Source organism: Andreprevotia lacus DSM 23236, assembly GCF_900176275.1.
Lineage (GTDB): Bacteria > Pseudomonadota > Gammaproteobacteria > Burkholderiales > Chitinibacteraceae > Andreprevotia > Andreprevotia lacus.
This window is the reverse complement of sequence record NZ_FWXD01000006.1, coordinates 71,118-91,190: the sequence shown is the minus strand read 5'-3', so window position 1 is coordinate 91,190 and position 20,073 is coordinate 71,118. Positions and strand designations below refer to the sequence as shown.

Annotated in this window: 22 protein-coding genes; 14 read left to right on the top strand and 8 right to left on the bottom strand. The window is 60.8% G+C overall.

The window, feature by feature from the left end; translation table 11 throughout:
* Positions 1 to 119: 119 nt before the first annotated feature.
* The 12 genes from ppsR (B9A19_RS06495) to def all read left to right on the top strand — a co-directional run bounded on the left by ppsR (B9A19_RS06495) (position 120) and on the right by def (position 10,137).
* Positions 120 to 938: a posphoenolpyruvate synthetase regulatory kinase/phosphorylase PpsR gene (ppsR, locus tag B9A19_RS06495; RefSeq protein ID WP_084089970.1), complete on the top strand. Its 819-nt coding sequence runs from the start codon at positions 120 to 122 to the stop codon at positions 936 to 938.
* 17 nt (positions 939 to 955) lie between these two features.
* On the top strand, positions 956 to 1,774 hold the full coding sequence (gene ppsR / locus B9A19_RS06490) for a posphoenolpyruvate synthetase regulatory kinase/phosphorylase PpsR (RefSeq protein WP_084089969.1): 819 nt from the start codon (positions 956 to 958) through the stop codon (positions 1,772 to 1,774).
* 115 nt (positions 1,775 to 1,889) lie between these two features.
* Positions 1,890 to 2,063: a LiaI-LiaF-like domain-containing protein gene (locus B9A19_RS22505; protein ID WP_176216816.1), complete on the top strand. Its 174-nt coding sequence runs from the start codon at positions 1,890 to 1,892 to the stop codon at positions 2,061 to 2,063.
* Between the two features lie 130 nt (positions 2,064 to 2,193).
* On the top strand, positions 2,194 to 2,901 hold the full coding sequence (minC, locus tag B9A19_RS06485; RefSeq protein WP_084089968.1) for a septum site-determining protein MinC: 708 nt from the start codon (positions 2,194 to 2,196) through the stop codon (positions 2,899 to 2,901).
* A 144-nt stretch (positions 2,902 to 3,045) separates the two neighbouring features.
* On the top strand, positions 3,046 to 3,465 hold the full coding sequence (locus B9A19_RS06480; protein ID WP_084089967.1) for an SdpI family protein: 420 nt from the start codon (positions 3,046 to 3,048) through the stop codon (positions 3,463 to 3,465).
* 2 nt (positions 3,466 to 3,467) lie between these two features.
* Positions 3,468 to 4,277 carry a septum site-determining protein MinD gene (gene minD, locus B9A19_RS06475; RefSeq protein ID WP_084089966.1) on the top strand — a complete coding sequence of 270 codons (810 nt, stop codon included), beginning with the start codon at positions 3,468 to 3,470 and terminating at the stop codon, positions 4,275 to 4,277.
* A 3-nt stretch (positions 4,278 to 4,280) separates the two neighbouring features.
* Positions 4,281 to 4,547, top strand: a complete 267-nt coding sequence (gene minE, locus B9A19_RS06470) for a cell division topological specificity factor MinE (RefSeq protein WP_084089965.1) — start codon at positions 4,281 to 4,283, stop codon at positions 4,545 to 4,547.
* A gap of 53 nt (positions 4,548 to 4,600) precedes the next feature.
* The gene (locus B9A19_RS06465; protein WP_084089964.1) at positions 4,601 to 5,266 is read left to right on the top strand and encodes a glutathione S-transferase N-terminal domain-containing protein; all 666 of its coding nucleotides are present in this window, start codon (positions 4,601 to 4,603) and stop codon (positions 5,264 to 5,266) included.
* A 47-nt stretch (positions 5,267 to 5,313) separates the two neighbouring features.
* Positions 5,314 to 5,925 carry an Ivy family c-type lysozyme inhibitor gene (locus tag B9A19_RS06460; RefSeq protein WP_084089963.1) on the top strand — a complete coding sequence of 204 codons (612 nt, stop codon included), beginning with the start codon at positions 5,314 to 5,316 and terminating at the stop codon, positions 5,923 to 5,925.
* Positions 5,926 to 6,077: 152 nt separating this feature from the next.
* Positions 6,078 to 6,887, top strand: coding sequence for a type I methionyl aminopeptidase (gene map, locus B9A19_RS06455; RefSeq protein WP_084089962.1), 810 nt, complete (start codon positions 6,078 to 6,080; stop codon positions 6,885 to 6,887).
* Between the two features lie 9 nt (positions 6,888 to 6,896).
* Positions 6,897 to 9,503, top strand: coding sequence for a [protein-PII] uridylyltransferase (locus B9A19_RS06450; protein ID WP_084089961.1), 2,607 nt, complete (start codon positions 6,897 to 6,899; stop codon positions 9,501 to 9,503).
* A 94-nt stretch (positions 9,504 to 9,597) separates the two neighbouring features.
* On the top strand, positions 9,598 to 10,137 hold the full coding sequence (gene def / locus B9A19_RS06445; RefSeq protein ID WP_084089960.1) for a peptide deformylase: 540 nt from the start codon (positions 9,598 to 9,600) through the stop codon (positions 10,135 to 10,137).
* A 46-nt stretch (positions 10,138 to 10,183) separates the two neighbouring features.
* Here def and B9A19_RS06440 read toward each other — a convergent pair whose 3' ends face one another.
* From B9A19_RS06440 to B9A19_RS06415, 6 genes are all read right to left on the bottom strand, one after another.
* A complete protein-coding gene (locus B9A19_RS06440; RefSeq protein WP_139798690.1) occupies positions 10,184 to 10,387 on the bottom strand; it encodes a hypothetical protein in 204 nt (67 codons plus the stop codon).
* A 127-nt stretch (positions 10,388 to 10,514) separates the two neighbouring features.
* On the bottom strand, positions 10,515 to 11,729 hold the full coding sequence (locus B9A19_RS06435; RefSeq protein ID WP_084089958.1) for a PQQ-dependent sugar dehydrogenase: 1,215 nt from the start codon (positions 11,727 to 11,729) through the stop codon (positions 10,515 to 10,517).
* A gap of 72 nt (positions 11,730 to 11,801) precedes the next feature.
* Positions 11,802 to 13,349, bottom strand: a complete 1,548-nt coding sequence (locus tag B9A19_RS06430; protein WP_084089957.1) for a SpoVR family protein — start codon at positions 13,347 to 13,349, stop codon at positions 11,802 to 11,804.
* Positions 13,350 to 14,618 carry a YeaH/YhbH family protein gene (locus B9A19_RS06425; protein ID WP_084089956.1) on the bottom strand — a complete coding sequence of 423 codons (1,269 nt, stop codon included), beginning with the start codon at positions 14,616 to 14,618 and terminating at the stop codon, positions 13,350 to 13,352.
* A gap of 63 nt (positions 14,619 to 14,681) precedes the next feature.
* On the bottom strand, positions 14,682 to 16,604 hold the full coding sequence (locus tag B9A19_RS06420; protein WP_084089955.1) for a PrkA family serine protein kinase: 1,923 nt from the start codon (positions 16,602 to 16,604) through the stop codon (positions 14,682 to 14,684).
* Between the two features lie 72 nt (positions 16,605 to 16,676).
* Positions 16,677 to 17,336: a sulfite exporter TauE/SafE family protein gene (locus tag B9A19_RS06415; RefSeq protein ID WP_245804292.1), complete on the bottom strand. Its 660-nt coding sequence runs from the start codon at positions 17,334 to 17,336 to the stop codon at positions 16,677 to 16,679.
* 202 nt (positions 17,337 to 17,538) lie between these two features.
* Between B9A19_RS06415 and fnr the strand changes: the two genes are divergently transcribed.
* Together fnr and B9A19_RS06405 are read left to right on the top strand one after the other, a co-directional pair.
* Positions 17,539 to 18,285, top strand: coding sequence for a fumarate/nitrate reduction transcriptional regulator Fnr (gene fnr, locus B9A19_RS06410; protein ID WP_084089953.1), 747 nt, complete (start codon positions 17,539 to 17,541; stop codon positions 18,283 to 18,285).
* Complete coding sequence (locus B9A19_RS06405; RefSeq protein WP_084089952.1) at positions 18,285 to 18,992, top strand: hypothetical protein; 708 nt, start codon at positions 18,285 to 18,287, stop codon at positions 18,990 to 18,992. Before fnr ends, B9A19_RS06405 begins: the two co-directional genes overlap by 1 nt.
* A 112-nt stretch (positions 18,993 to 19,104) precedes the next feature.
* On the opposite strand, the gene B9A19_RS06400 is transcribed toward B9A19_RS06405, so the two are convergent.
* Together B9A19_RS06400 and B9A19_RS06395 are read right to left on the bottom strand one after the other, a co-directional pair.
* On the bottom strand, positions 19,105 to 19,644 hold the full coding sequence (locus B9A19_RS06400) for a phasin family protein (RefSeq protein ID WP_176216815.1): 540 nt from the start codon (positions 19,642 to 19,644) through the stop codon (positions 19,105 to 19,107).
* 166 nt (positions 19,645 to 19,810) lie between these two features.
* Positions 19,811 to 20,002, bottom strand: a complete 192-nt coding sequence (locus B9A19_RS06395; protein ID WP_084089950.1) for a YjfB family protein — start codon at positions 20,000 to 20,002, stop codon at positions 19,811 to 19,813.
* Positions 20,003 to 20,073 lie beyond the last annotated feature (71 nt).

Sequence of the window (20,073 nt, the reverse complement as noted above, 5' to 3'; positions counted from 1 at the left end):
CTTCTGGATTGCGGGTTCTGCGCTAAAACAAAGAAGTAATGGTTTTCCCGCAGCGCTGCCGGCTTACAGGCTGGATATGCTGCGGCAATATTGCAAGCGCACATAGCTTGGGAGAGATCGTGCCGCGCACCGCCTTCTTCATTTCCGATCGTACCGGCATTACCGCTGAAATGCTGGGCCACAGCCTGATCACGCAGTTCGAGGACGTCAATTTCCGCCGCGTTACGCTGCCCTATGTCGATACGGCCGACAAGGCACGTGAAGTGGCCGAAAAAATCCGCGCGCAAGCGGCGGCAGACCAATGCCAGCCGCTGGTGTTCTCCACCATCGTGTCCGAGGATTTACGCAAGCTCATCGTGGTGGAAGAGGCGCTGACGCTGGATTTCTTCGAGATTTTCATTGGTCCGCTGGAGAAAGCCCTCGGCCGTGAATCCAGCCATACCGTCGGCAAATCGCACGGCATCGTCAATTTCGAGGAATACAAGACGCGTATCGACGCGGTGAACTTCGCACTGGCGCACGATGACGGCGTGATGCCGCGCGACCTGAACGAAGCCGACATCATCCTGATCGGCGTATCACGCTCGGCCAAAACGCCCACCTGTCTGTACCTGGCGCTGCAATATGGCATCAAGGCCGCCAACTACCCGCTGACCCCGGAAGACTTCGGCAACCATACCCTGCCCAAGCTGTTGTTGCCCTACCGCAACAAGTTGTTCGGTTTGACCATAGACCCGGCGCGGCTCAACCAGATCCGCGAGGAGCGCAAACCGGGCAGCCGCTACGCCGCGCTCGACAACTGCCAGTTTGAAGTGGCCGAGGCCGAAGCGCTGATGCGCCATGTGGGCGTGCCGCACCTCAGTTCAACCACCCGCTCCATCGAAGAGCTGGCCACATCCATCATGCACACTGCCGGCCTCACCCGCCGTACCTACTAAAGAGCCCGCTGCCGGCCATGCCCCGTACCGCTTTTTTCGTTTCCGCCCGTACCGCCATCACCGCCGAGATGCTCGGTCACAGCCTGACCGCGCAGTTCGAAACGGTGAATTTCCGCCGCATCACCCTGCCCTATGTGGACAGCCGTGAAAAGGCGCTGGCCGCTGTCGAGCAGATACGCGAGCAGGCACGCATTGATGGCTGCCGCCCCATGGTGTTTTCCACCCTGATCGACGACGAGCTGCGCGGGCTGTTCCAGATCGAAGAAGCGCTGGTCCTGGATTTCTTCGGTCATTTCATCGCGCCGATGGAGCAAGAGCTGGGCATCGAATCCTCACACACCGCCGGCAAGGTGCACGGCATTGCCAGCTTCGAGGAATACAAGAACCGGATCGACGCGATCCAGTATTCGCTCAACCACGACGACGGCAGCATGGCCAAGAATCTGGCTGATGCAGACATCATCCTGGTTGGCGTGTCGCGCGCCGGCAAGACGCCGGCCTGTTTGTATCTGGCGTTGCAATACGGCATCAAGGCCGCCAACTATCCGCTGGCGCCGGAAGACTTTGACCGCCACACCCTGCCCAAACCCTTGCAGGCACACCGCAGCAAGCTGTTCGGTCTGACCATCGAGCCGGAACGGCTGGCGCTGATCCGCGAATCGCGCAAACCCGGCAGCCGTTATGCCACGCTGGAAGCCTGCCGCCACGAGGTGACCGAGGCCGAAACGCTGATGCGGCAACTGGGCATCGTGTTCCTCAACACCACGCAGCTGTCCATCGAAGAGCTGGCAACCAACATCCTGCTCAATGCAGGTCTGAAGCGCCGCATTCACTGATGCCGGATCATCGGCACGTACTGCACTCCATCGCGACCGGATACGCCTCGTCGCATGCGCCGGCAGCATGGCAAGTGGCTACGTAAAGTGAACCTCATCAACACGGAGGTTCATCATGGAACAAACCTGCAAACCCCGGCACGGCCGCACCGGCGCCATCCTGCTGATCCTGATCGGCGCCATTTTCATGCTGGTAAATGCCGGCGTACTCGACCCGCAGCTGCTGCGCCAAGGCTGGCCGCTGCTGTTGATCGGCCTTGGGGCATGGAAGCTGCTGCGTCGTTTCTGATGCATTCTGGATGCCAGTGGCATCGGCAGGCCCGCGCGGCCTGCCGATGGTCGCAAAGATGTAACCTGCGGCTTTCGCTGCCGCAGGCGACGCTGTTAAACTCGCGGGCATTGTCCAGTGTCCGGTTCCCATGTCGCAGCGCTTTCCCGACCCCGCTTCCGCCTTTGAATTCCGCAGTGTCGGCCTCAAGCTGCTGACCTTTGTTCCCGCCACGCTCGATCCGGTCAAGCTGGAAAGCGGCCTGCGCGAGCAACTGGGCAGCGGCGAGCACATGCTGGCTGGCGAACAGCTTGCCGTCGATTTCGACAGCCTGCCCGAACTGCCCTCGGCCGTTGAGGTGGCTGCGCTGGTGCAATTGCTGCGCCAGTATCAACTCAAACCCATCGCAGCCCGTGGTGGCAATCCGGACCAGCGCGCCGCCGCGCGCGAGGCCGGCCTGATCGTGCTGAACGAAGACGGTGTGATACCGCCCGTGCCGGCCGCCAAGGCAGCCGAAGCCCGTGTGCCGGCCATGGTCATTACCCGCCCGGTACGCACCGGCCAGCAGGTTTATGCCAAAGGCGGCGATCTGGTGGTGCTGGCGCTGGTATCGGCCGGCGCCGAGGTGATTGCCGACGGCAACATCCATGTTTACGCCCCGCTACGCGGCCGTGCACTGGCTGGCGCGCGCGGCGATACCAGTGCACGCGTATATACCACCTGCATGGAGGCCGAGCTGGTCTCGGTCGCCGGTGTCTATCGCTCGCTGGACGAAACGCTGCCCGTGGCCATCCGCGCCAAGGCAGCACAGGTTTATCTCGATCAGGACAAGCTCGTGATCGAGGCATTGAACGGCTGAGCGATCAGCCACCGCAGTATCGTAGCAAGAACCTGGGTGGGATTCGGGCATAAGCCTTCAATCCGCAAACAGGTTCAAAACCGCGCCGAGGCCACAGGCCCATGCACCACAAGGTGCGCCGGTTTCGAGAGGATGGAGTAACACATGAACGATTTTCTGATTTCGCCGCTGCTGTTTGCATGCGGCCTGGTGGCGCTATTGAGCGTGCCGCTGATCATGCGCTGGGTGCCGGTCAACGGCCTGTTCGGCGTACGGACGCGGCGCACGGTGCGTTGTATCGACAACTGGTATCGCGCCAACCACTTCGGTGGCTGGGCCATTTTGATCGGCTCGCTGATCAGCGCCATCTTGCTGGTGCTGATTCCCATGGCAGGCGAGATCAGCAAACCGGCTTATATTGCGCTGTTTGCCGTGCCCGAATTGCTTGCCGCTACCGTGGCGCTGGCGTATACGTACCGGCTACCGACCCCGCCGCAGGATAATCCGCACGGGGCACAGATTGAAGACCTGATCGCACAAGCGTATCCGGTCCATGAACACACTCATTCCGACGAAGGACATTAAACGTGGCAAAAATCATCGTCGTCACCTCCGGCAAAGGGGGCGTAGGCAAAACCACCACCAGCGCGAGTTTCGCTTCCGGGCTGGCACTGCGCGGCTTCAAGACCGCCGTGATCGATTTCGACGTGGGCCTGCGCAACCTCGACCTCATCATGGGGTGCGAGCGCCGCGTGGTGTACGACCTGATCAACGTCATCCAGGGCGAAGCCACGCTGCGCCAGGCACTGATCAAGGACAAGAACTGCGACAACCTGTTCATCGTGCCGGCCTCGCAAACCCGCGACAAGGATGCGCTGACCAAGGAAGGCGTGCAGGCAGTATTGAAAGAACTGGCCCACGAAGGCTTTGACTACATCGTATGCGACAGCCCGGCCGGCATTGAAAGCGGCGCGCTGATGGCAGCCTATTTTGCCGACGAGGCGCTGATCGTCACCAACCCGGAAGTCAGCTCGGTGCGCGACTCTGACCGCATCATCGGCATCCTGGATGCCAAGTCGCTCAAGGCCGAGCAAGGCCAGACGGTGAAGACCCACCTGCTGATCACCCGCTACAGCCCCAAGCGTGTCGATTCGGGCGAAATGCTGTCGCTGGATGACGTGCAGCATCTGCTGCGCATTCCGTTGATCGGCGTGATTCCGGAATCGGAAACCGTGCTGCAGGCCTCCAACTCGGGCACGCCGGCCATCCATCTGGCCAATTCCGATGTATCGGAAGCCTATAAAGACGTGGTGGCCCGCTTTCTGGGCGAAGAACGCCCGCTGCGCTTTACCGAGGCCGAAAAGGCCCCGTTCTGGAAACGCCTGTTCGGGGGCTGATGCATGTCGATTCTGAGTTATTTCTTTGGCGAGAAAAAGAAAACCGCCAGCGTAGCGCGTGAGCGGCTGCAGATCATTCTGGCGCACGAGCGCGCCGGCCGTGACACGCCCGATTACCTGCCGCAACTGCAGCGCGAGCTGCTGGAAGTGATTTCCAAGTATGTCGCCGTCAATCCGGACGACATCAAGGTACAGCTCGACAAGAAGGATGACTTCGAGGTGCTCGAAGTCAACATCGTGCTGCCTGAAGCCGTACGCCGCCCGGGCTGACCCCGGCAATCACCCCCAAGGGGCCGAGCAATCGGCCCCTTTTGCTTTGTGCCATGACTACGCTACCCATCCTCTACTCGTTCCGCCGCTGCCCGTACGCCATGCGCGCCCGCTCGGCCATTGTTTACGCCGGCCTGCAGGTAGAACTGCGCGAGGTGGTGCTGCGCGACAAACCCGCCGCATTGCTGCAGGCATCGCCCAAGGGTACGGTGCCGGTGCTGCAATTGCATGACGGCAGCGTGATCGCCGAGAGCCTGGACATCATGCACTGGGCACTGCAGCAGCATGACCCGGGTGACCGCTTGCTGCGCAATCACCCGCAACAGGCTGAAGCGACAGCGTTGATTGCCGCAAATGACACGCACTTCAAACCGTTGCTGGACCGCTACAAGTACCCGGAACGCCATCCTGAACGCACACAGGTCGAATACCGCGCTGCCGCCTGCGATTTTCTGGCGCAGCTGGAGCAGCGGCTGCAACAGCAGCAAGGCGGCCTGTGCCGCAGCAGCCTGAGCCTGGCCGACATGGCCATTGCGCCGTTCATCCGCCAGTTTGCCCAGGTTGATCGCAACTGGTTCGATCAAGCGCCCTACCCGGCCTTGCAAGGCTGGCTGGCCGCTAACGTTGGCGCCGGCTGGTTTGATACCGTGATGGCCAAGTACGAACCATGGCAGCCCGGTCATTCCCCGTGCATATTTCCATCTGACAGCAGGAACTGACCGGACGTGCCAGACTCTGACTGAGCACCACCCAGACAGGAACCGCCATGCCCGGCTTCACCCGATACCTTCTTGCCGCAGCCTGCGTCATCAGCCTCAGCGCCTGCGATCAGGTGGTCGACAGTGCCAAGCAACAGGCCGCCTCCATGGTGGCCGAGCAGGCACGCAACGCCGCCAATGACTTGAAGCAGCAGGCCAGCGCAGTACTGGCCGATGCCGGGCTGGATGCCAGCAAGGTGGCAGAACAACTCTCCACCCAGCGCGAAGCGCTCAAGCAAAGTGCCGCGCGGCTGGCCGGATCGGACTGGCAAGTGCTGGATCAATACGTCGGCCAGTATCCGCAAGACCTGGGCCTGTACACAGAGCTCAGCCCCATCACCCCCGAGCTGAAATCGCTGCTGGGCGACAAGATCAAGGTGCTGCGTGCCAATATGGCCGTGCAAGGCCCGCTATCGCGCGATGGCGTGCTGTACGCCACCGGCAACAAAGCGCACCAGGGCGGTGCGGAAGCGGCCTATGTGCTGATCGACACGCGCCAGCGCCAGCTTGAAGTGGGGCTGATCGAGCGCGGCCAGCTCACCGTCTACCGTACGCAGGGCAGCACGCTGGTGCAGCCCAAGGACGTGCAAACCATGCTGGGCAATCTGCAGCACAAGTAGCGCCGGCCAGCACATGGCAGGCCAACATTGCGCCGCGATTGCGAGACGGCAAGAATCGCGTGCTTCTTGGCCGCGTAAGGCGGTAAAATCATTGCAAACTTAACCGAATGACCGTCAGGGTGCCGAGCGCGCCCTGCACGCACTGGACGCCCATGGCCATTACCATCAAGACAGCGGAAGACATCGCCGGCATGCGCATTGCCGGCCGCCTTGCCAGCGAAGTGCTCGACTACATCACCCCCTTCGTCAAGCCCGGCGTCACCACCGGCGAGCTTGATCGCCTGTGCCACGAATACATGACCAATGTGCAAGGCACGATTCCGGCGCCGCTCAATTACTGCCCGCCGGGCTATACACCCTATCCGAAAGCCATCTGTACCTCGGTCAACCAAGTGATCTGCCACGGCATCCCGGGCGACAAGCCGCTGAAGGATGGCGACATCGTCAACCTCGACATCACCGTGATCAAGGATGGCTACCACGGCGACACCAGCCGCAGCTTCCTGGTGGGCGACCATGTGGCACAGCATGCCAAGCGCCTTTCGCAAGTTACCTATGACTGCATGTGGCTGGGCATCGAGAAAGTGAAGCCGGGTGCGCATCTGGGCGATATCGGTGAAGTGATCCAGAAGTACGCCGAAAAAGCCGGTTATTCGGTGGTGCGCGAATTCTGCGGCCACGGTATCGGCAAGGTGTTCCATGAAGACCCGCAAGTGCTGCACTACGGCCGCGCCGGTACGGGCGTGGAGCTGAAGGCCGGCATGATCTTCACCATCGAGCCGATGATCAACGCCGGCAAGCGCGACATCAAGTCGATGCCGGATGGCTGGACCATCGTGACCAAGGACCGCAGCCTGTCGGCCCAGTGGGAGCACACCATCCTCGTCACCGACACCGGTTACGAAGTGCTGACCACCTCGGCCGGTGCGCCAGCCAAACCGGATCGCTACCTGCTCGCATGAGGATTTGCCATGCCGGACGTCGTCATCGAATCCGCAACGCCCGGCATGCACACGCCGCCGCGCCCGGTCACCGCGCTGCGGCAAGACTATCTGGCTGGCAAGGCCGCCTTGCAGGCTCGCTTTGCCAATCCGTCGGCCAGCGCCCCGTTGCTGCGCAAGCTGGCAAGGTTGACCGACCAGACCTTGGCCGAGCTGTGGAACCGCCACCGCTTTCCCGTTGAAGCACTGCTGATTGCCGTCGGCGGCTATGGCCGGGGCGAGCTGTTCCCGCATTCCGATGTGGACCTGCTCATCCTGCTGCCCGACCAGCCCTCGCCAGCCCTGCTGGAAAAACTGGAAATCTTTGTAGGCGAACTGTGGGATGTGGGGCTGGAGGTCGGCCACTCGGTGCGCACGCTGGCCGATTGCCTGAACGAGGCCGAAAAAGACATCACGGTGCAAACCGCGCTGCTGGAATGCCGCCGTCTGACCGGCGATGCCGCACGCTTTACGCAGTTCCGCGATACCGTTCACCGCTATATCGACCCCAAGGAATTCTTCGACGCCAAGCTGCTGGAGCAGCAGGCGCGCTATGGCCGCTTCCAGAACGCCACTTACAAGCTCGAACCCAATCTGAAAGAAGCACCGGGCGGGCTGCGTGATCTGCATCTGGTGGGCTGGATTGCTGCCGCGCTGGGGCTGGGCCGCGACTGGCGCGCGCTGGCCGCGCTCGGCATGCTCACACGTGAAGAGAGCCAGAAGCTGCGCCGCGCCGAGCGCACGCTGCGCGTGATCCGCATCCAGTTGCACTGGCTGGCCAAGCGCCGCGAAGACCGCATCCTGTTTGATTACCAGAACACGCTGGCACGCGACTTCGGCTTCCACGATGATCTGGTCAATCGCGGCAGCGAGCGGCTGATGGCGCACTACTACCGCGCCGCACGCATCGTCAGCCAGCTCACACCTTTGCTGGTGCACGCGCTGCGTGGGCGGATCTTCTCGCAGATCGGCGTAAAGGTCGTGCCGCTGAACGCGCGCTTCCAGCTGCGCGGTAGCGTGCTGGAGACCACCGCGCCCGATATTTTCCAACGCGAACCGTCGGCCATCCTCGAATTGTTCCTGCTGTTCGAGCAACAGCGCGAGATCACCGACATCGCGCCGGAAACGTTGCGTGCACTGTGGCATGCCCGCGCGCAGATTGATGACGGTTTCCGCGCCAACCCGCTCAACAAGCTCTTGTTCATCCAGCTGTTCCGCGAGCCACGTGGGCTGACGCGCGTGCTGCGCCGCATGAACCAGTATGGCGTGCTGGGCCGCTATATCCCCAAGTTTGGCGATCTGGTCGGCCGCATGCAGCACGACCTGTTCCACGTCTATACGGTGGATGAGCACACGCTGATGGTGCTGCGCAATATGCGCCGCTTTGCCGTGCCGGCGTTCACGCACGAATACCCGCTGTGCTCACGCTTGATCGAGGAGTTCGCCCGGCCAGAAGTGTTGTATCTGGCTGCGCTGTTCCACGATATCGGCAAAGGGCGCGGTGGTGATCACTCCAAGATCGGCCGGGATATTGCCGCTGAATTCGTAAATGGTCACCCGCTACCCAACGAAGATCGCGAAATCATTCCATGGCTGGTTGAACATCATCTGACCATGTCGCACGTGGCACAGAAGCAGGACGTCTACGACCCCGAGGTGGTGCAGGAATTTGCCACACTGGTCGGCGACCAGCGCCGGCTGACTGCGCTCTACCTGCTGACCGTCGCCGATATCCGTGGCACCAGCCCCAAGGTATGGAACGCGTGGAAGGCCAAGCTGCTGGAAGACCTGTTCAAGGCCACGCAGCGCTATCTGGCGCAGGATCAGATCCAGCCGGCCACCTGGCTGGAAGAACGGCAGGACGAAGCACTGCGCTTGGTGCGCCTGTACGGCTTGCGTGAAGATGCGCACCAGGACTTCTGGAACGAGCTGGATACCGTCTACTTCCTGCGTCACGATGCCCGCGAGATTGCCTGGCATACCCGGATGCTGTTCAACCGGCTGCATACCAAAGAGCCGGTGGTGCGCGCGCGGCTGTCCGAATCGGGCGAAGGCCTGCAGGTGCTGGTGTATACGCCGGATATCCCCGACCTGTTTGCCCGCATCTGCGCATTTTTCGAGCGTGCCGGCTACAGCATTTTCGATGCCCACATCCACACCACGCGCAGCCGCTATGCGCTGGACAGCTTTTACGTGTTCATTCCGGAGCAGCGTGGCGAAAACTACCGCGACCTGATCGGTTACGTTGAATACGAACTGGGCAAGCAGCTGCAGGAGGCCGGGCCGCTGCCCGCACCGGTAAAAGCACGCATCTCGCGCCAGCAAAAACACTTCCCGGTGCAGCCGCATGTGCTGATCCGGCCGGATGAACGCGGCAAGTACAATGTGCTGGCCATTGCCGCCGGCGACCGCCCCGGCCTGCTCTCCACCATCGCGCGGGTGCTGGCTGCGCATCGTGTCGATATCCAGAGCGCCAAGATCATGACCTTGGGCGAGCGCGCGGAAGACCACTTCCTGATCTCCGGCCCGATACTGGGCGACGACATGGCCGTGCGCCGCATGGAAAACGAGCTGTTGCAGGCCATACAGCCCAACTAGCGCCATGCCCGCGTACCACAGCTTGATTCACAGCCGCTGACCCCAATTTCAGCAGAATCACATCGTGCCGGCACAAACGGCATCAGGAGCCTGAATGACCGTTCGCACCGTATTGAAAATGGGTGACCCGCTGCTGCTGGCGGAGGCCCGGCCAGTGCAGGCATTCGATACCCCTGAGCTGCATGCACTGGTGGCCGACCTGTTCGACACCATGCATGCCTATAACGGCGTGGGCATTGCCGCGCCGCAGATCGGCGTGAGCTTGCAGGTGGTGATCTTCGGCTTCCAGCGCAACCCGCGCTACCCGGATGCCGAAGCCGTGCCGGAAACCGTGCTGATCAACCCGGTGCTGACCCCGCTGGACGACGAGGAAGTGCTGGGCTGGGAGGGTTGTCTGTCAGTGCCCGGCATGCGCGGCGAGGTGCCGCGCTACACCCGCCTGCGTTACCAGGGCTTTGACCAATACGGCAATGTGATCGACCGCAGTGTGAGTGATTTCCACGCCCGCGTGGTACAGCACGAATGCGACCATCTGATCGGCATGCTCTACCCGCGCCGCATCCGCGACCTGACCCGCTTCGGTTTCAACGAGGTATTGTTTCCGGAGCTGCAGGACCGGACCACAGCGGATTAAGCCCCGTTATCACTCGTTTCGCGCTGGCGTTCAGTGTGGTCCGGCATCAAGCGGCTTTGTGGTCGGCAAAGTGTTTGTCGAGCAGCACGCACTGGATCGCATTGCGCATGGTGTGCGCCTGAAACAGTGAAAAAGCGCCCGGCTTGCTGTTCAGCAATTCACACAAGCCCTGATCAAGCAACTCCAGATCCCTGCGGCTCAACTCACGCAACCACGGGTAGGACGGCATGCCGAATGAAGGTGGCTTCATGGCTGACTCCTCAAAGGTATCGGCTCTCTCAATAATGCTAGAGCCGAAAACCCACCTTACACACCCGTTGCTGCGTTTTGCCGACAAAAACATGACAGACGGCCTGCAGCAACACCTGCTACTGGTCTTATTGCTGCGGCACAAGCGCCAGCAGCGTGCCATTGCGATCCTCGGTCACCCACAGCGTTCCCTGCGCGTCGGCCTTGACGTCGGTCGGGGCCCCCATCGGTTGTTTGCCATCGATGTTTTTCCAGCCGGCGATCAGTTCCTTGAAGTTGCCTGCCGGCTCGCCGGCCGCGTTGAACGGCTGGAACACCAGGCGATAACCATTGCTGCGATAACCGTGAAAAGTCACCACCAGACCATCGCGCCAGCCTGCCGGCGCCTTTGCCGCGTTGTAGTAAACCATGCCCAGCGGGGCAGCATGCCCCGGCCACAGGCGAGCCGGCTTGATCATGCCCTTGCAGTCAGCGGCCGGAAACTCGGGTGATGCCACATTGTCGTCGTAACAATAGGGCCAGCCATAGTTGCCGCCCTGCACGATCTTGTTCAGCTCCTCGTGCGGCAGGTTGTCATCGTTTTTCAGGCCGGGGATTTTCTTGTTGATGTAGTCGCGGCTGTTTTCGCCCTGCCACAGCGTGCCGGTTTTCGGGTGTACCGCCAGCGCCATGCTGTTGCGCAAGCCTCGGGCGACCACCGTCCAGGCCCACTTGCCATCCTGCTGCACGTATTTACGGATACCCGCGTGCACAGGTTCTCCATCGACATCCGGGCAGGATTGCAACACCGGCTTACTGGCCTCAATATGGCCTTCACAATTGTCTGTCGGGGCGCCGACATTGACATACATCTCGCCCTGCTTGCCAAACACGAAGCTGGTAAGCGGATGGCGCCCCTCACTCGGGTGATCGTCAATCACCACCTGCGGTGTGACGCTGGCTTCCTTGGGGTTGAAGCGGACGATGCGGTCATCCTCGCCCAGATACACCCAGCCATCCGGGCCAAGCTGGATGCCATAGGGCCGGTTCAGCCCGGTCAGCAATACCGTGGGCTGATACTGCTTGCCGTCGCGCACCAGCTTGAGCAAACGCCCCTTGCCACGCCCCCAGCCCCCCATGTCCACCACCAGCACACTGCCGTCGGCCAGCGGCAAAACGCCGCGCGGCATACCCAGCCCCGTTGCCGCCAGCCCCAGGCAAAACCCTTGGGCGACTTTGAGATTCAGCCTGGGCAAGCCAGCGCATTCGCCTTGCGGTTGATAAGCATCGGCGGCATAAGCGCCAAGACTGGCGCAGGACAGTGCAAGCGCAACAGCAGTATGGGAAAAACGGAAGAAAGGCATCGCACACTCCGGTTTGCAAGACCAAAGAGTGTAATACCGGCGACAGTCGCCGGCCAGTCATCGCACCAGACACTATTGCCCGTGTCGTTTCTCCAGCCGGCACTCATAGCTGAGTATGGTCTTGCCCGTCTGATCCACGCTTTCCAGCCGTACGGTAAAGCCCCACAGCCGTGCCACGTGTTTTAGCACTTCGTGCACGCTGTTGGCGAGCGGCCGGCGATTGTGCTGGTAGTGGCGCAGGGTCAACATGCGGTCACCACGGGTGTTCACATCGTAAACCTGGATGTTCGGCTCGCGTGAAGCCAGGTCATACTGGCTGGACAGCATGTGGCGGATATCGCGATAGCCACTGTCATCGTGGATGGCTGAGACCTTGAGCCGCGGCTGGTAGTCGTCATCGAGGATGGCAAAGAAACGGAAATCCCGGATCAGCTTGGGCGACAGATACTGGTTGATGAAGCTCTCGTCCTTGAAGTTGCGCATGGCAAAGTCCAGCGCCTTGCGCCAGTCCTGCCCCGCCAGTTCGGGGAACCAGGCCTCGTCTTCCTTGGTGGGCTCGCGGCAGATGCGCTGGATGTCGCGGTACATGGCAAAGCCGAGCGCATAAGGGTTGATGCCGTTGAAGTAAGGGCTGTCTATCCCCGGCTGGGCGACCACATTGGTATGGCTGTGCAGGAACTCCATGACTGCCGCGTCGGTAATCAGCCCTTCGTCATACATCTGGTTCATCAGGGTGTAGTGCCAGAAGGTAGCCCAACCCTCGTTCATCACCTGCGTTTGCCGCTGGGGGTAAAAATACTGCGCCACCTTGCGGATGATGCGCACCACCTCGCGCTGCCAGGGTTCCAGCAGTGGCGCGTACTTTTCGATGAAGTAAAGGATGTTTTCCTGCGGTTCAGCCGGAAAGCGCTGCGGCTCGCTGAGTTGCTCGCGCTCGTCCAGCAGCTTGGGGATGGTGCGCCACAGCGTGTTCACCTGTGATTGCAGATAGGCTTCACGCTCGGCCTGGCGAGCATGCTCGCGATCCAGTGACAGACGCTGTGGCCGCTTGTAGCGGTCCACGCCGTAGTTCATCAACGCGTGGCAGGAATCGAGCAGCTCCTCCACCTTGTCCTCGCCGTAACGGGCCTCGCACTCGGCAATGTAGTTACGCGCGAACACCAGATAGTCGATGATGGCATCGGCCTCGGTCCAGCTGCGGAACAGGTAGTTGCCCTTGAAAAAGCTGTTGTGGCCGAATGCCGCATGGGCAATTACCAGCGCCTGCATCGTCATGGTGTTTTCTTCCATGAGGTAGCTGATGCAGGGGTTGGAATTGATGACGATTTCATACGCCAGCCCCATGGCGCCGCGCTGGTAGTTCTTTTGCGTGGCAAGGAAGTGCTTGCCGTAGCTCCAGTGGTTGTACATCACCGGCATGCCGACCGAGGCATAGGCATCCATCATCTGCTCGGCCGAGATGATCTCCAGCTGGTTGGGATAGGTATCCAGCCCGTTTTCCTTGGCCAGCCGGGCAATTTCGTCGTAATAGCGCTGGATCAGCTCAAAGGTCCACTCCGACCCGGTGGACAGCGGGGTGCGACGGGCCACGCCGTCGCGCGTTTTTTCCCTGGTTTTCATTCATGCCCCCGCTCGTTCTTTTTTGAAGAGATCACGGAAGATCGGCCAGATGCTGGCGGCTTCCTTGATGCGACGCATGGCAAAGTGCTTGTGCTGCGCGGCTACGGCTTCGTATTCGTACCAGAGGTTTTGCGGGTCTCCCTGAGTAATTTCCACATAGGCGTAGTACTGCAGGTAGGGCAGCAGATCGTTGTTGAGCAGGTCACGGCAATAAGGCGAGTCGGAATCCCAGTTGTCGCCGTCGCTGGCCTGCGCCACATAGATGTTCCAGTCGCTGCTGGCATAGCGCTCGGTGACGATCTGTTTGACCAGCTTGAGCGCACTGGACACCACCGTGCCGCCGGTATCGCGGGCATGGAAAAACTCGTCCTCGTTCACCTCGAAGGCCTGGGTATGGTGACGGATGAACACCAGCTCGATCTTGTCGTAGGCGCGGGTCAGGAACAGGTACAACAGGATGAAGAAACGCTTGGCGATGTCCTTCTTTTCTTCGTCCATCGATCCACTGACGTCCATCACGCAGAACATCACCGCCTGCGTGGTCGGCATCGGTATGCGCACGCGGTTGGTGTATTTCAGATCGAACGGATCAAGGAAAGGAATACTGGCCAGCCGCGCCTTCATGCGGCGGATTTCCGACTGCAGGGTCAGCACTTCGGGCGAGTGCTCGTCACGGCTTTCCAGCAGTTCATCCAGCTGATCCTGCAGCGTGTTGAGCGCCTCCATCGGCTGGGCGGACAGCGCGATGCGCCGCCCCAGCGCCGAGCGCAGGCTGCGCACCACGTGAATGTTGGTGGGCGTGCCATCACTGGTGTAGCCGGCGCGGATCGGCTTCATGGTGACGGTCTGTTGCAGCTGCGTCTTGATCAGGTGCGGCAGCTCCAGATCGTCGAAGAAGAAGTTGAGGAACTCCTCGCGCGACAGCTCGAAGGCAAAATCATCCTCGCCATCGCCGCCGTTGCCGGCACCGCCCCCACCGCCACCTGCACCACCATCCGGGCGGTCGATTTCGTCACCGCGCGAGTATTCGCGATTGCCGGGAAATACCCGTTCGGACACGCCCCCCTGCGCATGACCAAAAGTCGGTTCGCTCACGTCCCTGACCGGAATCGAGACCTTTTCGCCCTTCTCGATATCGGTAATGGAACGATCCTTGACCGCACGTGCCACCGCTTCCTTGATCTGCCCCTTGTAGCGGCGCAGAAAGCGTTCGCGGTTGACTGCGGATTTGTTCTTGCCGTTCAGACGCCGGTCTATCAAATGGAACATGGGGCCCCCGTGCGCTGGTGGATATCGGGCAGGCCAGCGGCGCTGCCCGTACTCCGCGACGCCTTACGACGACTTGCGTACCCGCAGATACCACTCGCACAACAGCCGCACCTGCTTGGCCGTGTAACCCTTGGTCACCATGCGGTTTACAAAGTCCTCGTGCTTCTTCAGCTCGTCGGCACTGGCCTTGGCATTGAACGAGATCACCGGCAGCAGCTCTTCGGTATTCGAGAACATCTTCTTCTCGATCACCGTGCGCAGCTTTTCATAGCTGGTCCACGCCGGGTTCTTGCCATTGTTGTTGGCCCGCGCCCGCAACACGAAATTGACGATTTCGTTGCGGAAATCCTTGGGGTTGGAGATGCCGGCCGGCTTTTCGATTTTCTCCAGTTCGTTGTTGAGCGCGTTGCGATCAAAGCTTTCGCCGGTATCCGGGTCGCGGTATTCCGAATCCTGGATCCAGTAGTCGGCAAAGGTCACATAGCGGTCGAAGATGTTCTGGCCGTATTCGGAATAGCTCTCCAGATACGCGGTCTGGATTTCCTTGCCGATGAACTCGACATACTTCGGCGCCAGGTATTCCTTGATGTAGGCGATATAGCGCTGTTCGGTTTCGGGCGGGAATTGTTCGCGCTCCACCTGTTGCTCCAGCACATACAACAGGTGCACCGGATTGGCGGCCACTTCCTGATGGTCGAAGTTGAATACCTTGGACAATATCTTGAAGGCGAACCGCGTCGACAGCCCGCTCATGCCCTCGTCCACGCCGGCAAAGTCGCGGTATTCCTGCATCGACTTGGCCTTGGGGTCAACGTCCTTGAGGTTCTCGCCGTCATACACCTGCATCTTGGAATACAGGCTGGAGTTTTCCGGCTCTTTCAGCCGCGACAGCGTGGCAAACTGCGCCATCATCTTCAGCGTGCCCGGTGCGCATGGCGCCGCGCTGAGCGATGAATTGCGCAGCAGCTTGTCGTAAATCTTCGTTTCCTCGGTCACACGCAGGCAGTACGGCACCTTGACGATGTAGATCCGGTCGAGGAAAGCCTCGTTATTCTTGTTGTTGCGGAACTGCTTCCATTCCGATTCGTTGCTGTGGGCAAGAATGATGCCCTCGAACGGAATGGCGCCAAATCCTTCGGTACCCTTGAAGTTGCCCTCTTGCGTGGCCGTCAGCAGCGGGTGCAGCACCTTGATCGGTGCCTTGAACATTTCAACGAATTCCAGCAGGCCCTGATTGGCCAGGCACAGGCCACCGGAGTAGCTGTAGGCATCCGGGTCGTCCTGCGCATATTTTTCCAGCTTGCGGATATCGACCTTGCCCACCAGCGAGCTGATGTCCTGGTTGTTTTCATCGCCCGGCTCGGTCTTGGCGATGGCAATCTGGCGCAATACCGACGGATAGCGCTTCACCACGCGAAACTGGTTGATGTCACCGTTGAACTCATGCAGCCGCTTGACGGCCCACGGGCTGGGGATGGTCTTGAGGTAGCGGCGGGCAATGCCGTATTCCTCATCAAGAATGGCGCCATCCTCATCCTCGTTGAACAGGCCCAGCGGCGATTCGTGCACCGGGCTGCCCTTGAGGCAATAGAACGGCACACGCTCCATCAGCTCCTTGAGCTTTTCGGCGATCGACGACTTGCCGCCACCCACCGGCCCCAGCAGATAGAGAATCTGCTTTTTCTCTTCCAGGCCCTGCGCGGCATGGCGGAAGTAGGACACCACCTGCTCGATTACCTCTTCCATGCCATAGAACTCACGGAAAGCGGGATAAACGCGGATGATCTTGTTCTGGAAAATGCGCGAAGCGCGTGAATCAAGCCGGGTATCGATCGATTCCGGCTCACCAATGGCGATCAGCATGCGCTCGGAGGCGGTGGCATAGGCGCCACGATCATGCTTGCATAGCTCAAGATATTCCTTGAGCGTGAGCTCCTCTTCCCGAGTTCGCTCATACCGTGATGCGAAGTTATCGAAGATGTCCATGACCGGCCTCCCCAAAAACACTGCTTGTCGGTTAGGCAAGACGAAACTGAAAAGTTCGCTTGCGTACCTACGTTATAGCGTCATCTGGGCCAATCTCACGATCCCGATTGCAATTAGTAACGCGCCGCTGCTGCGCCGCACCCATGGCGAGCGCAGCCATGCCAGCAACCAGCCGGCCGTCGCCCCGATAAGCAGCAGGTTGGGCAAGGTCCCGATTCCAAACAGGAAAAGCACCGCAGCCCCCTTGAGTGGCGAGGCCGTCGCCAGCGCCGAAAGGCTGGCCGTATACACCAGCCCGCACGGCAACCAGCCCCACAACAGGCCCACGGCAACGCTTTGCGGCCAGTGGCGTATCGGCAACAGTTTGCGCATCCAGGGCTGTATGCGGCGCCACACCGGCTGCCCCAGGCGCTCGATCTGCGTCAACCAGCGCGACCAGCCAGCCAGATACAGGCCCATCAGGATAAGCAGACATTGTGCGAGCACGAACAGCACCAGCTTGATTTGCTGCAGCGCACCCAAGGTAGCCAGCGAGCCGATGGCTCCCACCAGCGCGCCGATCAGGCCGTAGCCCAGCAGGCGGCCCAGGTTGAAACCCAGGTGGTAAGGCCAGCGCGGCCCGGGCGGCAATTGCAGTGAAAACGCGGTCACCACACCGCCGCACATGCCCAGACAATGGCCGCCGCCCAAGAGGCCGGCCAGAAACAAGGCGGTGAGATCAAGCTCGAACACGGAAGGATGATGGCAATAATGAGTGGAAACAGGGCGCCAGGCAGGCATGCGCCCTGTCGGGCACCCCCGCATGGTAATGCAAACTGGCACATGCCGTAGGCGCACGCGTGCGCTAGCGGTATCATAGGCTCAATCAACGATAAACGGATCGGCAGGCCCTGCTGCAACGGCCCACCGTCCCTCACTGGATCAGCACGCGCACATGCTCTCACCCATTCCAGTTCATGACGTCTCAATCAACCATCTGCGCAGTGCCTGTTCCAATTGCAGCCTGCGCGAGCTTTGTCTCCCCACCGGACTGAGCCAGGAGGACATGCAGGCGGTCGAGGCACTGGTTACCCAAGGCATGCCGATCAAGCGTGGCGACGCGCTCTATCGCGCCGGCGAGCCGTTCAAGGCGCTGTATGCGGTACGACTGGGCTTCCTGAAAACCAGCGTGATTTCCGAAGACGGTCGCGAGCAGGTTACCGGCTTTCACATGAGCGGCGACTTGATGGGCATGGATGCAATCAGCGGCGACCGGCATACCTGCGATGCCATCGCACTGGAAGACAGCGAGGTATGCGAGCTGCCCTTTTCCGACATGGAAAAGCTGTCTCGCCAGATCCCCGCACTGCAGCGCCATTTCTACAAGGTAATGAGCCGCGAGATCGTCAGCGACCACGGCGTGATGCTGCTGCTGGGCAACATGAAGGCCGAGGAACGCGTGGCCGCCTTCCTGCTCAACCTGTCGCGCCGCTTCCAGACCCGTGGCTATTCCAGCACCGGCTTCCACCTGCGCATGACGCGAGAAGAAATCGGCAGTTATCTGGGCCTGAAGCTTGAGACAGTCAGCCGCACCCTGTCGCGCTTCCAGGACCAAGGGCTGATCAAGGTACAGAACCGGCTGATCGAGCTGACCGATGTTTGCGCGCTCAAGCAGGTACTGAACAACGAACAGGGTGCCTGATGACCGCGCCGCTGCGCATTGTTGTCGCCAGCGCCGAAATGCTGCACTGGCTGCAGCAAAGCCTGTCCAGCCTGAATGACCCGATGCTGCGCTGGCAGATTGCCGACGGCATCGAGGAACAGGAGGATGCGGATGATGCGCTCTACCTGTGGGTCAACCTCACGCTGGATGAGTTTTTTACCCGGCATGCCCGCAACCGTCGCGGCGTCGACCTCATGCTGGCAGGCGAGCCGCAACTGGCCTCGCAACTGGGCTGGATGATAGCCGCAGGTGGCGATCTGGCCGACATCAACCTGCTGGCGCCGCTGATCGATGCACTGGCCCCACAGCTGCCTTGGGCATGGCTGCATGCCGGTGGCCCGGGCGCTGGCGCCTTCGCCGCCAGTATTTATCTGCGCAGCCTGCAACAGCAACGCGCGGTGATGCAGTGGCTGGCCAGCGACGGCGGCCAAGCAGACCCGCGCAATGCCATGAAGCATTTCGATCCTGCCAGCTGGCAAGCGCTGGCCATGAGCCAGCAACTGGCGCTGCAGGACGACGCGCAAAGCTATCTGGACTGGGCCGGCGAGCGCAGCTACAGCCCCTATCACCCCTTGCAGCCGGCATGGCAGCAGACATTGGCCCAAGCCGATCTGCCCGTCACGCAAGAACCGGCACAGCAAGTGGCCCGCCTGCTGCTGGCCATTCCGCCATTGCCACAGAACTGAGTACCCCTGTCCTGCATCAGCAGGCCGGCCGCGATCTACCCGCTGCGGCGCAAATGGCGGGCAACAAAAAACCCCGGCAAGCCGGGGTTTTTTGTTGGTCAGCCTGACGGAATCAGGCAGCCTTGCCGCGCGAAGCAGCCTTGACGGACTGCTCGGCACCGGCAACAGCCGCGTCGGCCAGTTCGGTCACGATCTTCTTGGTCGACTTGCTGGCAGCGTCATACGCCTGGGCAGCCGATTCAACCGCGCTGCGCAGTACCGACACGGCGGCGCCAGCACCAGCCGGTGCAGTTTCGACAGCCTTGTCCAGCGCCGAAACGATATTCTGGTTGAACGACAGCACTTGCTCTTCAACCAGTGCGTTCAGTTCGTTCTGGGTCGCGCTGGCGCTGTCGAACACGCTGCGGGCAACCGACAGCGACTTTTCAACGGCCGGCTGGGCCAGTTGGCGTTGCAGGGCGACCAGGCCATTCACGTCCTTCACTTCGGACAGTGCCTTGGCGGTTTGTGCGTTCTCGGACAGCAGATCGCGGGCGATGGTCAATTGCAGGTTGACCAGACGCTCGACGCTGGACAGCGCGATATTGGTCAGACGCAGCGACTTTTCGAGGTTGGCTTGCTGGATTTCCGTAAACTGGTTCACGTACGACATGGCTAGAGCTCCTTTTGTGCGTTGCAACAATGAACCCATTGTTATGTGCACCCGCAGCGAAGTCAAGCCATTTTTTGTGCGTCGCACAAAAACAACGCCAGCGTAAAACAGGCAATAAAAAAAGCGACCATCGGTCGCCTCGCCTGTGCAAATAGCGAAAGTGAAATCAAGCCTTTACATCAACATGCTGCCCGAGATTGGCCGGGTTGTTGTATTGCGGCTGCGGCACGGCCTGCAGCAGGGTGGCGGCCGTCTGCGCCTGCAGATCAAGCGCCTTGCGCAGCACGGTAGTGCTGGCTGCAGCCTGCACGCCGGTCGCACTGTTGGTCGCATTGACCAGGGAGGTAGTTGCATCCATAAGGGGCTCCTGAATTACGCTTTGAGATTACGCCCTGTATCGGTGCATGGCAAGGGTTCGCCCGATGTGCG

Excerpts from the sequence above, each read along its gene's own strand:
- B9A19_RS06460 (WP_084089963.1), top strand. The coding sequence starts at position 5,314 with ATGCCCGGCTTCACCCGATACCTTCTTGCCGCAGCCTGCGTCATCAGC.
- B9A19_RS06405 (WP_084089952.1), top strand. The coding sequence starts at position 18,285 with ATGACCGCGCCGCTGCGCATTGTTGTCGCCAGCGCCGAAATGCTGCAC.
- B9A19_RS06425 (WP_084089956.1), bottom strand. The coding sequence starts at position 14,618 with ATGTTCCATTTGATAGACCGGCGTCTGAACGGCAAGAACAAATCCGCA.
- B9A19_RS06435 (WP_084089958.1), bottom strand. The coding sequence starts at position 11,729 with ATGCCTTTCTTCCGTTTTTCCCATACTGCTGTTGCGCTTGCACTGTCC.
- def (WP_084089960.1), top strand. The coding sequence starts at position 9,598 with ATGACCGTTCGCACCGTATTGAAAATGGGTGACCCGCTGCTGCTGGCG.
- B9A19_RS06400 (WP_176216815.1), bottom strand. The coding sequence starts at position 19,644 with ATGTCGTACGTGAACCAGTTTACGGAAATCCAGCAAGCCAACCTCGAA.
- B9A19_RS06480 (WP_084089967.1), top strand. The coding sequence starts at position 3,046 with ATGAACGATTTTCTGATTTCGCCGCTGCTGTTTGCATGCGGCCTGGTG.
- B9A19_RS06395 (WP_084089950.1), bottom strand. The coding sequence starts at position 20,002 with ATGGATGCAACTACCTCCCTGGTCAATGCGACCAACAGTGCGACCGGC.
- B9A19_RS06420 (WP_084089955.1), bottom strand. The coding sequence starts at position 16,604 with ATGGACATCTTCGATAACTTCGCATCACGGTATGAGCGAACTCGGGAA.
- minC (WP_084089968.1), top strand. The coding sequence starts at position 2,194 with ATGTCGCAGCGCTTTCCCGACCCCGCTTCCGCCTTTGAATTCCGCAGT.
- fnr (WP_084089953.1), top strand. The coding sequence starts at position 17,539 with ATGCTCTCACCCATTCCAGTTCATGACGTCTCAATCAACCATCTGCGC.
- minE (WP_084089965.1), top strand. The coding sequence starts at position 4,281 with ATGTCGATTCTGAGTTATTTCTTTGGCGAGAAAAAGAAAACCGCCAGC.
- map (WP_084089962.1), top strand. The coding sequence starts at position 6,078 with ATGGCCATTACCATCAAGACAGCGGAAGACATCGCCGGCATGCGCATT.
- B9A19_RS22505 (WP_176216816.1), top strand. The coding sequence starts at position 1,890 with ATGGAACAAACCTGCAAACCCCGGCACGGCCGCACCGGCGCCATCCTG.
- B9A19_RS06430 (WP_084089957.1), bottom strand. The coding sequence starts at position 13,349 with ATGAAAACCAGGGAAAAAACGCGCGACGGCGTGGCCCGTCGCACCCCG.
- B9A19_RS06465 (WP_084089964.1), top strand. The coding sequence starts at position 4,601 with ATGACTACGCTACCCATCCTCTACTCGTTCCGCCGCTGCCCGTACGCC.
- B9A19_RS06440 (WP_139798690.1), bottom strand. The coding sequence starts at position 10,387 with ATGAAGCCACCTTCATTCGGCATGCCGTCCTACCCGTGGTTGCGTGAG.
- B9A19_RS06450 (WP_084089961.1), top strand. The coding sequence starts at position 6,897 with ATGCCGGACGTCGTCATCGAATCCGCAACGCCCGGCATGCACACGCCG.
- ppsR (WP_084089969.1), top strand. The coding sequence starts at position 956 with ATGCCCCGTACCGCTTTTTTCGTTTCCGCCCGTACCGCCATCACCGCC.